Origin of the sequence: Streptosporangium sp. NPDC023963 (assembly GCF_040639135.1) — a bacterium.
GTDB lineage: Bacteria > Actinomycetota > Actinomycetes > Streptosporangiales > Streptosporangiaceae > Streptosporangium.
In genome coordinates this window covers 51,285-64,218 of record NZ_JBEZZK010000011.1, presented here as the reverse complement: position 1 = coordinate 64,218, position 12,934 = coordinate 51,285, and the positions used below count along the sequence as shown (strand labels likewise).

Sequence of the window (12,934 nt, the reverse complement as noted above, 5' to 3'; positions counted from 1 at the left end):
GCCCCATCGGAACGGCACCGTCATCGGAAAAGCTCACGCAACTGGCGGCGTGATGTGATGCCCAGCTTGCGGTAGAGGTTGCGCAGATGGGCGTCGATCGTTCGCGGGCTGACGAACAGCAGGGCCGCGACCTCCTTGGTGCCCGCGCCGGAGGCGACCTTGCGGGCGACGAGGAGTTCCCGAGCGGTCAGCCCAGCCGGCGAATCCGAGTTGTCGGCCAGGGCCTGCTCGCCGATGGCATCCAGTTCGCGGGCGGCGCGGGCGACGAATCCACGCGCGCCGATGGTGGACAGCAGATCGTGTGCGGCACGGAGTTCCACCCGCGCTTCGGTACGGCGGCCGAGCCGTCGCAGCCACTCCCCGTAGAGCAGGCGGGCACGCGCGTAGTGGACCTGCATTCCACTTCCGGCCAACCGGCTGATCGCTTCACGGTAAAGGTCCTGCGCGCCCAGCCCCGGGTCGAGCAGCGCACGGGCCAGCAGATGCGCACCTGTCGTCCAAGCGTTCGGATTGACCCGTGCGAGACTCTCGATCCATTCGGCGGAGTCTTCGGCTTCTTCGAGACGTCCGGTGGCCGCGGCGGCTTCGACGAGTTCGCCGTGGAAAGCGGTGACGACGTACGAACCGCGCCGGTGCTGGTCCTGCGCGACCAGCAACGCCTCGAGCGCGGCCTCATGGTCGCCGTTCCCGTTGTGCAGCACACCGCTCGCGTAATGCAGTGGGGTGAACTCCACTCCGACCCGGCCGTGCAGCATCTCTCGTATCTCGCGGAACCGTTCGGCGTCGCCGCTCAACGCGGCGAGCATCAGGTCGGAGCCGACGAGATTGGACGTCCCCGCGGCCTCGTCGACCGCACGCGCCTCGATGATGCAGACGTGCGCGTCGGCGAAGCGGCCCACGATCGTCCGGGCGACCGCCTGGAAGCGCAGTGCGTGCGGCAGTATCGCGTAGGCGCCCTGCGTCCGGGCCAGTTCGACCTGACGATCGGTGATCCGCTCCATGGCGGCGCGGTCACAGAGGTCGATGCTCAACACACAGGCGCGTTCCATCCACCACGGATCCGCGTCGGGCATGCGGGCATGGTTCTGAAAGGCGTCGACCGCACGGCGCATCGTGGGCACCGCCTCGTCCACCGCGCGGAGGTTTTGGTCGACCAACGCCTCCAGCAGCAGGTCGACCGGACGTGGCGGCCTGCGCCGGTGTACCCGTTCGCGGATGTGCAGGGCGAGCCGCCGCAGTCTGCCGGGCTCGTCGATGCTGAACATCAGCGATGCGAACGCCTCCAGGTAGGTCTCGCCGGCTTCATCGGGCCCCATGCCGTCGGCCGCGTCGATGAGCGCGATCGTCGCCGGAATACTCCGTTCGACGTGATAATCGATCATGGCGCGCAGCAGACGTGCCGCGGAACGGCCGGCCGGATCCAGCTGATGACGCTCAGCCTGATCCGCCAGTTCCCGTGCGCCGGAGGGCGCTCCCGATTTCAACCGCGCCTGGGCCGCGGACAACAACCGGCGTGCCTGCCGCGAACCGCTCGGCGTCAGCTGTGCGGCGCGCTCGAAGAACGCGGCCGCGGCCGCGAACCCGCCGCGTCGCTGCGCCCGGTCCGCCGAACGCTCCAGTTCCGTCGCGGTCCTCTCGTCAGGACCGGCGACGGCGTTCGCCCGGTGCCATGCGCGGCGGTCAGGATCGATGTCGGCGTCGGTGCCGGCGGCCAGCGCCGCGTGCGCATGCCGTCGCGCCTCGGCACCGGTCGATCGGTACACCGCCGAACGCGCCAACGGATGCCGGAAGTGCACCCGTGGACCTGTCAGCAACAGGCCGCTGTCCTCGGCCGCGGCCAGATCCGCGCCGCTCAGCCCTTGAAATGTCATGGCACGCCGCAGCAGAGCGAGGTCGCCCGTCGGCTCCGCCGCGGCCAGCGCCAGCACCGAGCGCGTCGACGCGGGAAGCTGGAGGAATCGATGCGCGAACCGCTGTTCCACAGCACGGTGCTTCGCATCCCCCGGCAGGCCGAGAGGCCCGGCGTCGCGGGCGAACTCGACCAGTGCGAGGGGGTTGCCGGCCGCCTCGGCGAGGATCCGTTGCACGATCCAGGCGTCATGACCGAACGGTGCCAGGTACCGCAGCAGTGTGAGGGCTTCGGAGTCGGTGAGTCCGGCGAGAGTACGTGTGGGCACGCGGACAAGCTCGGGGACCGAAGCGACGTCACGGGCGGCGAACACCATGGCGATCCGCTCCGACGCGATGCGCGCCGCGACGAAGGCCAGCACCTGCCTCGATCCGGCGTCGATCCACTGCACGTCGTCGATCGCGCAGAACACCGGCCGGTCTTGGCCCGCGGCGCCCAGGAGGCCCAGGACAGCCAGGCCGACCAGCATCGGGCTCGGCGTGACCCCGGCATGGAGGCCGAACACCGTGTCGAGCGCGCGCCACTGCGGTGCGGGCAGGTCGGCGCGGTGTTCAAGGACCGGCATGCACAGTTGGTGCAGGGCCGAATAGGGCAGTTCGCTCTCGAACTCGATACCACCGGCGCGCAGCACCTGCCAGTCGTCGAGTGGCACAGCGGCCTCGTCGATGAGCGTCGACTTGCCGATCCCCGCTTCGCCGAGGACGAGCATCGCGCCGCCACGGCCTTCCGCCGCGGCTGCCGTCACCGCCGCGATCTCGCTCAGCTCCATCTTTCGGGCGACGAAACACCCCGATCTGATATCGGCCATCAGCTTCTGCGCGTGTCCGGACGAACGGTCGTCGGGGGCGGGGTGGTGCTTGCGCGCACCACGAGAGTGGTTTCGAGCTCGTGCCGGTCTTGTGCCGGTTGCCGGCCCGCGGCGAGTGCCGGCGCGAGCCGCGCGGCGGTCGCGCCCATCTCCGAGGAGTGCTGTCGCACCGTGATCAGGGGTCGTGATCGGTACGTCACCACGGCACGCCTTCCCATGTGGCGGTGTTCGGACTGGTTCGACTACAAACGGAGCTTAAGCTAAGCCCGCGACCGGTGATGCGATCGCGGGGTGCCGATCTGCCGCCGGGTCTCGCGTTGGTCGGCGGTGCCGGTGCAGGTCCAGAGGATGACGGTGGTGCCGTTGGCGGTGTTCGCGTTGTTGACGCGAGGCACAGCCCCGGCCGCCGCCCGCTGATGGTGCCGTCGGCACTGACCGTCCACCGCTGGTTGTTCCCCCCGTTGCAGTCCCACAGCTGGGGCCTTCGCCCCGGTTGCGGCGTTCAGTGGGGCGTAGAGGCACTTGCCGAGCGTCCGCAGCCGGCGGCGCCGACGTCGTCCAGTACTCCGACCGGAACGCGCCGACCAGACCATGACCGTCGACCCCCGCAACCTCCAGCTCCTGTACCAGCGTCGCGCCCCCAACTTCGGCGGCGACCACCGCCCCCTACCGGCCGGGTCTCCTGAGGCCGAGGCGTCGCCCGGTGGTCGGCTCTCTCGTCGATCGGGGCGGGAGAGCCCGCGTTTCTAGTCGGGCAGCTCGAACAGCTCCAGCTGGATGCCGTCGGGGTCCCGGAGGTACAGAATCTTCGTTCCGGCCAGCGTCCCCGCGTCGACGCCATCGCCGTCCTGCAGCACGACCGGATCGGCGTTGACGTGTACGCCTCGCTCCACCAGGTCACGGTGCGCCGCGTCGAGGTCGTCGACCTCGAAACACAAGTGCATGACCCCGACGTCGCAGTTGCGCCCGGTGAAGGGCTTCGGCCGCGGGTTGTCGTACTGGATGAGTTCCAGAAGGACGTTGTCGCCGGCCAGTGCGAACGACGCCCGCATCGACGGATTCTCCAGCTCGACGACCGCACCGATCGCCGGGTTCGTGGCCGAGATCGTCACGCCGTTCGGCGCGATGCCGAGAACGTCCTCGTACCATCTCACCGACCGCGCGAGATCGCTGACCGGCACCCCGATGTGGTTCATTCTGGTCACTCTGCTCATGATCCCCATCATGAAAGGCAGGAACGCACGGTGGAAGGCACAGATCTGCCGCGTACGACCTGTACCACCCAATTTGACTGACCAATCGAGGATCCTGTGGTAATAAATGATTTCGGTGCCGCGCTGCGGGCCTGGCGGGACCGCGTAGACCCGGCCGCCGTCGGTCTGAGGACTGCATCCCCCCGCCGCGTCGCAGGGCTGCGACGCGGCGAGCTGGCGACACTGGCCGGCATCTCCCCCGAATACGTGGCGCGCCTTGAACAGGGCCGGGCCGCGACGCCCTCGGCGCAGGTCTGCGCCTCCCTGGCTCGCGCGTTACGACTCTCCGACGACGAGGAGGCGCACCTGATGCGCCTTGCCGGCTTCGCCCCCGCCCCAGACCGGATTCCCTGCCTGATCCCCGGTAGCCTGCACCGCGTCATCGACGAACTCGGCGACATCCCGGTGGCCGTCTACGACGCCGCCTGGCGGCTTCTGCACTGGAACCGCCTGTTCGCGGCCGTCTTCGGTGATCCCGCCGACGCGGCCGTCGACGATCGCAACGCCCTGATCGTCCAGTTCGAATCCCGAAACCCCCGGGTCCGCCAGACCGACACCGAGCGTGCGTACTTCGAGCAGTCATTGGTTGCCGACCTGCGCAGCACCAGCGCCCGCTATCCGAACGACCCCGACGTGGCGGCGCTGGTCGCCCGCCTGGCCGGGAACGATCGGTTCCGCCACCTGTGGGCGCTCCGCGCGGTGGCCGTCCACGAGAGCGCCCACAAGACCGCCGTACATCCGGTAGCGGGCGCCATCCCCCTGGACGCCAACGTCTTGACCACGCAGAACACCGACCTCCGTGTCGTGGTCCTGACGCCTCGGCCCGGTACCGGCGCTCGTGAAAAGCTGGATCGCCTGGGGTGACGAGGCCAGGCCGGCACTGGACAAAGCCACTTTCGCGGTAGTCGCGACTGCGGGACGAACGCCTCCGGCGGGCCTCGGCCTGCCTCGATCCGGATCTCGCCCCGCCGGTGAGCGACGTAGGCGCGGACGATCTGATACGAGATTTCCATCGCCCGGTGCTCATCCACTGGCCACGCGAAGATCCGCTGCGCTCGGGCGACCGCCGGCGTGACCGTGTCGGCCACCAGCGCTCCGAACGAGCACGGCCCGGATCGCGATCTGTTCACGATGAGCGGGCGCAGGCCCAAACGCCATTGCCAATCCTCCTCGCAATCAGGGATCGGGCGTGCGGCGTGGCTCAGGGCCGGCTGAAGGCTTTCGCCTACTTGATGGACGGGCCCGCCCTCTGCGCCAAGATGATCACTGCGTCATCCATTCCGGCGGTTCAGTTGAGGTCGCCTTGCGCCACGTCTCCGCGACCTCCGAAGGGTTCTGCTTATAGAGGTCGCGGAGGGGCATCATTGCCACGCGGGCGAGATCGTGGAAATCCCGCTATAAAGCGATCTGGAGGCCTTTCACAATTAATGCAAGGCCCTCCTCAAGTTGTTCTTATTCACTTGGCGGTTGGCCGTTGACAACGCAACTGGTGGCCGAGTCCACCGAGTGGACCTCAGGGCCGGCACGAGCAAGCGTGCGCCCGACGCCCTTCGAACGCCGCCTGCCGGTGACCGTGCTCGCGCTCGACGTGCGGCGGGGTCTGTCTCCCTCGCGACAGGCGGCGTAACCAGCTGCCGCGGCGCCCATCACCGTCGCCGCGACCGTCGACGGCCCACGCCGGTGTCGAGACGAACCGTCGATTCGACATTCTCGAATGCCCGGTGAGGAATCCGTCGATCAGCCAGGAAAGTCCACGAATCAAAACCCTTGACAAGGCGTCCCGCATTTATCAAGGCTGTGATCAGGTACCAAATCGAAGAGGATTCGAGTTATTCGAATGGTGACGACAGAAATGCCGACGACAGGAAAGTCGTCGAGTACGGCCAAGGCGTTCGAACTGCTGGAGACGGTGGCGTCCGCCGGCACAGCTTCACAACCCTCATCGGCCAGGACGTGACGGCCGCCCTGGCCGACGACTCGGCCGACAGCTCGCCGACGAGCGCGACTCACGGGTGACGCGTACGTCTCGCACGAACTCTCGGCACCTGTCGAGTCCGGTGCGACCGCGACGCTCGTGCTCACCGATGGCGGCGGGAAGGAGTTACCGCGCGCGAGCGTGACCGACGAGTGAACCGAACCAGCGCACATCGGCACCCGTGACGGGGGCCGCGCCTCACGCGCGGCCCCGAGGCCCGGAGCGGCACGAACGGACGCCTTGCTCAACGGAGAAGGAAGCGCAATGAGAGCAACAACTCGCAATCGCGGACATCGCTCGGCCGTGGCGGCCCTGGGCGTGGTCACCCTGGGGGCATCTCTGGTCCTCGCCGCGATGCCGGCCGCCGCGACGCCGGCCGCCGCGGACGATCCCAGCGCCTCGATCATCTTGGGCGAGGTCAACGAGGAGAACGGTCTCCGCCAGATCGAGGAGGGTGACGGCACGACCGCACCCGTGACGGTCGGCGGGCGGAGCGCACGCACGACCGTGCAGACCTCGGCACCGGCGCAGCACATGTATTTCCAGGTCGACGACGCGGTCGCCTTCGACGGCGCGTTCGTCGCGTGCCTGCAGGTCGAGTACTTCGACGAGGGCGGGGCCACGTTCCGCGTCCAGTACGACTCGACCGGCAGCGCGTACGCCTCGACGGGTTCGGTGAACCGCACCGGGTCGAACACGTGGAAGACGGCGGGCTTCGAGCTGATGGACGCCCGGTTCGCCAACCGCGAGAACGGCGGCGCCGACTTCCGCGTCGAGGCGGGCACGGCCGGGGTGACCTTTCACAGCGTGAAGTTGACGATCATCCAGAACGACGACGGCGTGACCCCGCCGTGCGCGGCCGCCGATCCCGAGCCGGAACCCGTCCCCCCGCGCTGGAAGCTCAAGTATGTCGAGCAGTTCGGGAAGCCGATCCGCACCGAGGCCAGCCCGTGGGTGCTCGACGACTACAGCGAGCCGGTCGACGACTTCAACGACGACGACGGCGACCTCTACCGCCTTCAGCTCGGTCCCGAGTTCGACGCGGCGATGGCGACCATGCGGACCTACCGGCAGGAGACCGAGTTCGGCCGGGACGGCTGGCTCACGGCGTCCCTCTCCGCGCGCGAGAGCGGCGGGCGGGTCGACGACAGCTATACCGACACCGCCGAACGTCCGTCGGTCACGACGGAGTCGCTGAAGAAGGCGGGCTCCGTCGCCAAGATCACCGTGCCCAACCACACAGGTGGCGCGATCATCCGCAACACCGAGCCGCTGCCGAAGTACTACCGCATCGAGTACGACCTCAAGACGCTCGACTTCGGCGGCTTGCGTGACGGCTCGCTGTTCTACGACGGCAAGTACAACGGGTACGCCCTCGGGGAGTGCAAGACGTTCTACCCCTGGGTCGGCGACCCGAACGACATCGAACCGGCCGACCCCTGCGCCACCCGCTCCGTGCGGGAGGACAGCAACGAGGCGTACAACGCGTTCCACTTCATGTCGATCCTGGACTTCCCGGCGATGCCCCGGAACCTGGCGATGTACCACTGGCACCGCAAGGTGCTCATGGACCAGTTCAGCCCGGCCCCGTCCCGGAACACGGACGGCTACGACGTCTGCAACGCGCGGACCGGTGAGAAGTACCCCTGGGACGAGAGCAACCGCACCACGGTGAACATGCTCTACTTCACGGGTTCGCTCGGTCAGTCGCAGACGTTCGTGACGAGCTGCGACCGTCGGCCGGTTTCCGGCGTGCAGAAGTCGGCCGTGGAACTGCAGCCCGAGCTGATGCCCAAGCAGGACTACACGTTCGCCATCGAGCGCACCGAGGCGGGTTACACGCTCGAGGTCAGCGGCAACTTCAAGAACGTCGGCGAACAGACCTACCGGTTCACCCGGGGCTTCATCGACGACGACGCCGGCGTGGTCGGGGCGAACGTCCCGATCTTCCACTACAACGTGGACGCCGAGGAGTACGACGGCCAGTTCAACACGTCGCACACCGCGCGGGGCGCATTCGGCTCCAAGACGTGGGACGACCAGTGGCCGGCCGGCTCGGCCTACCCCGACTACTTCGTCATCGGTGAGCCGTACACGAACGTCGGTGAGGGCCAGGCCCGCATCGACAACATCCGGCTGTACGTGCCGAAGAAGTAGGCACGGGAAGGCCGCGGCCGAACCGACGCAGCCGCGCCCCTGGGACCTCAGACCGCACCCGGGGGCGCGGCCCGCGCTTCGAATGGGACTTTACGGTTTTCGGCTCTGGCTCACTTTCGGTGGTGACCAAGCATGGTTACAAGTGATGAAGACACACTTGTGACGAATTAGCTGGTCAGAAGGGTATCGTGGCACGATCCGGCGAGCGGGGTCACTGACGACCGCGCGGTCCCACAGGCATCTGGCGAGAAACACGCCCAGCTCCGCGGTGTCAGCTTGATGCGCACGTTCCGCTACCACCGAAAGTGAGCCAGAGTCGTCAACTGGACAGACCCGGTGTAGGCGGCATGCCATGTCCGGGTGCCGCAACCGCACGTGGTGGCCAACTGCCTGCGCCGGCCGCTGTGCCCGGTCCCCGCGCTGCCCGACTTTCGTCGGTACCGGTTCGTTCGCCGCACCGGAACGATGGAGCCATGATTGATTTCCGGACGGCCCGGCGATTGTCCCGGCCAGAGGTCTTCGGCGAGCCGGGCGGCGTGCTTTCGCGGATGCTGTCGCTTTCGCGGATGCTGTCGCTTTCGCAGAGGCTGTCGTGCGTCGCGCTGACGGTCGGGCTCATCCTGCTCGTGGCACCGCCGGTCGCCGCCCAGGACGGCCCGGTCGACACCGTGGCGATCGATCGATACGTCACGGCGTACCTGAACCGCAACGGCATTCCGGGTGCGGCGGTCGCCGTGGTGTCCCGGGAGGGTGTCGTGCACGTCGCGGGCTACGGCCGCGGCTCCGACGGCGCCGACGTCACGGGGGACACGGCGTTTCCCGTGGCCTCGGTGAGCAAGTCCTTCACCGCCGTGGCGATGCTGCGGCTCGTCGAGCAGGGCACCGTGAGGTTGGACGACCCGGTCGTGACGTACCTGCCCGAGTTCGCCATGGCCGATCCACGCGCCCGGCAGATCACGGTGCGAAACCTGCTGGACCAGACCTCCGGGCTCGACGACCGTCGCGCGCCCGCCGGTCCGGCCGAGTCGTTGCGGCGACGGGTGTCCCAACTGGCCGGCGCCGACCTGCTGTTCGCACCCGGCGAGCGCTTCCGGTACGACAACCTCAACTCCGAAGTGGCCGCCCGGCTGGTGGAGGTCGTCTCCGGACGGCCGTTCGCCTCGTTCATGGCCGAGGAGGTGTTCGGGCCGTTGGGGATGCGGGCCAGCACCACCGTGGACACCGCGGCTCGGTTTCCTCGCTCCGGGCATGTCCGGGTCTTCGGGACGGCAGTCCCGGCGCCGGCACCGGCGGCGTTCGTCAACGGGTCGCAGGGGGTCGTGACGACCGCCGCGGACATGGGCCGCTGGCTGGGCGCGCATCTCAACGAGGGTGTCGGGCCTGACGGCGGGCGGGTCCTGTCGGCCGAGTCGATCCGCGTCGCCCACACGCCCACCGCGCGTAGCCCGGAGTACGTGATGGGGTGGATCGCGGACGATCCCGGCGAGCTGTCGCACAGCGGCGGCAATCCCACGTTCATGGCCGAGCAGACGCTGCTTCTGCGGGACGGGTACGGGATCGCGGTCATGGTGGACGTCGGCATGACCGCGACGGCGGCGGACGCCGACGCCATCGTCGACGGGCTGGTGACGATACTCGGCGGAGGGCGCGCGGCCGCCGGTGTTCCCGTCTCGCTGGTCACCGACGTCGTGTTCGGGGTACTGACCATCGTCGTCATCGCTCTCGGAGCGCTGGGAGTACGGCGTGCCCGGCGGTGGGCCGCGGCCCGGCGCCGGATGGGCACGGCCGCCGTCCGGCTGCTGCCGTACCTGGTTCCAGGAGCTGTCTCGGTGTCCTTGCCCGTACTGGCGACGGCGCTGTACACCCGGCGGACAGGATGGGACGCGCTCGCCTACGGCGTTCCCACGGTGCTGATGTGGCTGGGGGTCTCCACCGTCGTCGCGTTGGCCGTGGTGACGGTCCGGGTGCGGGCGCTGGTCGCGTCGCGCCCGGTCCCGGTGTCGTCGAGCCAAGCTCGGGATGCGACCGTCGTCGGTTCCGGATCCCACGCCGAGTAAGGAGAATAGGCCGGTGATCGCCGTTGAGGACCTGATGGAGCGCAGCCGCAGGGCCCGCACCGTGCGCCGGCAGCTACAGGGGAACATGGGTATCGGCTGGGTGCTCGCCGTGCTGGGCACGGTCCAGGTGGTTCTCGCGGGCTGGGTCCTGACGGCGGGGAGCGTCGCGCTCCTCGTGCTCGGCGAGCTGCTCATCGCGGCGCTCAGCGTCCTCGTCCTGACGTACCGCCGCTATCTGCGGTATCGCCGTTCGTTCGAGTCGGACCTCGCCCGGCGAGCCAGGGCCCGCGAACGCGGTGAGCTCGCCGAGGAACTGCACGACGTGCTCGGCCACGAGCTCAGCCTCATCGCGCTGCGTGCCGGGGCGCTGCAGGTGACGAGCACGGGCGCGGCGTCCGAGCAGGCCGCGGCGGTCCGCGCGCAGGTCGAGCAGGCGGTTCTGCAGCTGCGGCAGACCGTCCGGTTGCTGCGTCCCGACGACGACGTCCCAGAAGCCGCCCCGCCCTCCGGCTGGCATCTCGCGGGGCTGATCGCCCGGGCCCGCGACGCGGGCGCCACCATCGCGGTGGACGGTGATCTCGGCGACGTCCCGGCTCCGGTCCGGCTGACGGCCTACCGGGTGGTTCAGGAATGCGTCACCAACGCGGCGAAGCACTCCCCGGGCGCACCGGTCGGCATCCGCCTCACCGTGGAGGGCGATTCCCAGCTGGTCACCGTGACCACGGCGGGGGATGTGGGCGAGGACAGCGGCGGCTGGTCCGGCCTGGCCCGGTTGGAGCGGCGCGTGCGAGCCCTCAACGGCGAGCTGTCGGTCCGCGGCGTCGGCGGCACACGCGTGACGTTCGCCCGCATCCCCTTCCCCGGCTCGTCGTACGACAACGCGCCGCCGGGAGACGACCCGCCGGCCCGGCGGCCCGGAGCCGCCACGCTGCGCCGGGTGTTCTTGCCGGCACTCGGCGCCGTCGGCGTACTCCTCGCCTTCCACACCTGGGCGACGTACGCGACGGTGGTCGAACGGGACCGGTTCGCCGGCCTGGCGGCCGGACAGCCGGTCGCCTCCGCGAAGGACCTGCCGCGACGGCAGGCGCCGGTCCGTCTTCTCATCCCGGCCGACCCGATCCCCGCGTCCTGGCGTTGCCGCTACTTCACCGACGGGAACTTCCCTCTGGGCATCGCCACGTTCCAGATCTGCGACGACGGGGAAACCCTCACCCGCGTGCACGACCTGCGCAGAGGGCCCTGGCGATGATCCGGGTGCTCATCGTGGACGACGATCCCGACGTCCGGGCCGGACTCCGGACGATCCTGACCAGCGACGGTTCGGTACAGCTCGTGGGCGAGGCGACCGACGGGCACCAAGCTGTGGAGCAGGTGGATCGCTGCGTACCGGATGTCGTCCTGCTCGACATCCGGATGCCCGGCGGTGACGGCCTCGCGGCCGCGGCCGAGATCCGTCGCCGGTGGCCGGGGCAGCGCATCATCGTGCTCACGACCTTCGGGGAGACCGAATACGTCCGTCGCGCCGTACGTCTGGGGGTGAACGGGTTCCTGCTGAAGGTAGGGGATCCACGCGACCTGCTCGCCGGTCTGCGGTCGGTCATGGCGGGCGGGGCGTGCCTGGCGCCGACCGTCGCCGCCATGGTCATCGGCGATGCCCGGTCGGCCGCGGACCGGCGCGAAGTCGTGAACACCGCCGGGCAGATCCTCGCGCGCCTGCCCCCGCGAGAACGCGATGTCCTCCACCTGGTCGCCGAAGGACGGTCCAACGCGGAGATCGGGGAAACGCTGCACCTCAGCGAGGCAACGGTCAAGGGCTACCTGAGCTCGGCCTTCGCACGGCTCGGCGTGCGAAACCGGGTCGAGGCGGCCTTGCTCGTCTGGCAGGCCAGGTGAGGCGGCGAATCGGTCGGCCGGCGACGGCCTCCCAAGTGTTCGACGGCGGCCTTGTTCACCAGCTGCCCTCGGTCCTGGCTCGGGCACGATCCAGGACCACACCCGCGGCTGAGCGTCGACGCGACCAGGCCCGCGGTCAGCGGTGCTGGAAAGTGGTCCGCAGCCGGTAACGCTCGCCGCTGTAGCGCACCGTGGACAGCAGGACCGGCCGCTGGTCGCGCCCGTAGATCGTCTGGTCCAGAACCAGCACGGAGGCCCGCGGCTCGATCTCGAGGTGAAGGGCGAGCCGCTCGTCGGCGTCCCTGGCCTCGATGCTCACCTCGGACCGGTCGAGGTACACCCCACGTTCCCTGAGCGCCTCGAACAGCGAAGACTCCGCGAAGTCGACGTCGTCCAGGCCCGGTAGCGCCGAGGTGACGACCAAAGTGTGATCCACGGCGATGCGCACGTCGTTGAGGAGCCTGACGCGCTCCAGTTCCAGCAGCGGGCTGCCGGCCGGGATGTCGAGGCGCTCGGCCTCGTCCAGGGTCGCCGGCCGCACCTCCTGGGTGAGTACGACGGAGCTGGGCCGCATGTTCTTGCGGCGCGCCGTCACCGTGAAGGACTCCAGGTCCTTGGGCCAGTCACGGGCCACGACCGGCGCGGCGACGAACCAGCCGCGGCCGTGGGAGGCGGTCACGACCCCTTGCTCGACCAGGTGCGTGAGCGCCTTCCTGAGCGTGACCCGGGAGACGTCGAGCCGGACGCAGAGCTCGCGCTCGGGCGGCAGCTTCGTTCCCGCGCGCAGACCGCGGTGCTCGATCTCGCCGACGATCAGGCCGGCGGCCTGCGCCCACAACGGGTCCGGGCCGGTGTCTCGCACGAATCACCCTCCTTGATCAC

Annotated in this window: 8 protein-coding genes and 1 pseudogene; 5 read left to right on the top strand and 4 right to left on the bottom strand. The window is 69.3% G+C overall.

What is annotated here, in order from left to right:
• Positions 1–20: 20 nt before the first annotated feature.
• The 3 genes and pseudogenes from AB0F88_RS28720 to AB0F88_RS28710 all read right to left on the bottom strand — a co-directional run bounded on the left by AB0F88_RS28720 (position 21) and on the right by AB0F88_RS28710 (position 3,931).
• Positions 21–2,717, bottom strand: a complete 2,697-nt coding sequence (locus AB0F88_RS28720; RefSeq protein ID WP_362690671.1) for an AAA family ATPase — start codon at positions 2,715–2,717, stop codon at positions 21–23.
• Positions 2,718–2,913: 196 nt separating this feature from the next.
• Positions 2,914–3,195: pseudogene (locus AB0F88_RS28715) on the bottom strand (ricin-type beta-trefoil lectin domain protein); the annotation flags it as partial.
• A gap of 268 nt (positions 3,196–3,463) precedes the next feature.
• Positions 3,464–3,931, bottom strand: a complete 468-nt coding sequence (locus tag AB0F88_RS28710) for a VOC family protein (RefSeq protein ID WP_362690668.1) — start codon at positions 3,929–3,931, stop codon at positions 3,464–3,466.
• Positions 3,932–4,027: 96 nt separating this feature from the next.
• On the opposite strand from AB0F88_RS28710, the gene AB0F88_RS28705 reads away from it, so the two are divergent.
• From AB0F88_RS28705 to AB0F88_RS28685, 5 genes are all read left to right on the top strand, one after another.
• Positions 4,028–4,834, top strand: a complete 807-nt coding sequence (locus tag AB0F88_RS28705; protein ID WP_362690665.1) for a helix-turn-helix transcriptional regulator — start codon at positions 4,028–4,030, stop codon at positions 4,832–4,834.
• Positions 4,835–6,209: 1,375 nt separating this feature from the next.
• Entirely contained in the window at positions 6,210–8,102 is a 1,893-nt protein-coding gene (locus AB0F88_RS28700; RefSeq protein ID WP_362690662.1) for a hypothetical protein, read from the top strand.
• Positions 8,103–8,575: 473 nt separating this feature from the next.
• Positions 8,576–10,159, top strand: a complete 1,584-nt coding sequence (locus tag AB0F88_RS28695; protein ID WP_362690659.1) for a serine hydrolase domain-containing protein — start codon at positions 8,576–8,578, stop codon at positions 10,157–10,159.
• Positions 10,160–10,172: 13 nt separating this feature from the next.
• On the top strand, positions 10,173–11,408 hold the full coding sequence (locus AB0F88_RS28690) for a histidine kinase (RefSeq protein WP_362690656.1): 1,236 nt from the start codon (positions 10,173–10,175) through the stop codon (positions 11,406–11,408).
• Complete coding sequence (locus tag AB0F88_RS28685) at positions 11,405–12,052, top strand: response regulator transcription factor (protein ID WP_362690653.1); 648 nt, start codon at positions 11,405–11,407, stop codon at positions 12,050–12,052. Before AB0F88_RS28690 ends, AB0F88_RS28685 begins: the two co-directional genes overlap by 4 nt.
• Positions 12,053–12,188: 136 nt before the next feature.
• Here the strand turns inward: AB0F88_RS28685 and AB0F88_RS28680 are convergent, their stop codons facing one another.
• Complete coding sequence (locus tag AB0F88_RS28680) at positions 12,189–12,914, bottom strand: GntR family transcriptional regulator (RefSeq protein ID WP_362690651.1); 726 nt, start codon at positions 12,912–12,914, stop codon at positions 12,189–12,191.
• Positions 12,915–12,934: the final 20 nt, after the last annotated feature.

Excerpts from the sequence above, each read along its gene's own strand:
- AB0F88_RS28720 (WP_362690671.1), bottom strand. The coding sequence starts at position 2,717 with ATGGCCGATATCAGATCGGGGTGTTTCGTCGCCCGAAAGATGGAGCTG.
- AB0F88_RS28710 (WP_362690668.1), bottom strand. The coding sequence starts at position 3,931 with ATGAGCAGAGTGACCAGAATGAACCACATCGGGGTGCCGGTCAGCGAT.
- AB0F88_RS28700 (WP_362690662.1), top strand. The coding sequence starts at position 6,210 with ATGAGAGCAACAACTCGCAATCGCGGACATCGCTCGGCCGTGGCGGCC.
- AB0F88_RS28695 (WP_362690659.1), top strand. The coding sequence starts at position 8,576 with ATGATTGATTTCCGGACGGCCCGGCGATTGTCCCGGCCAGAGGTCTTC.
- AB0F88_RS28685 (WP_362690653.1), top strand. The coding sequence starts at position 11,405 with ATGATCCGGGTGCTCATCGTGGACGACGATCCCGACGTCCGGGCCGGA.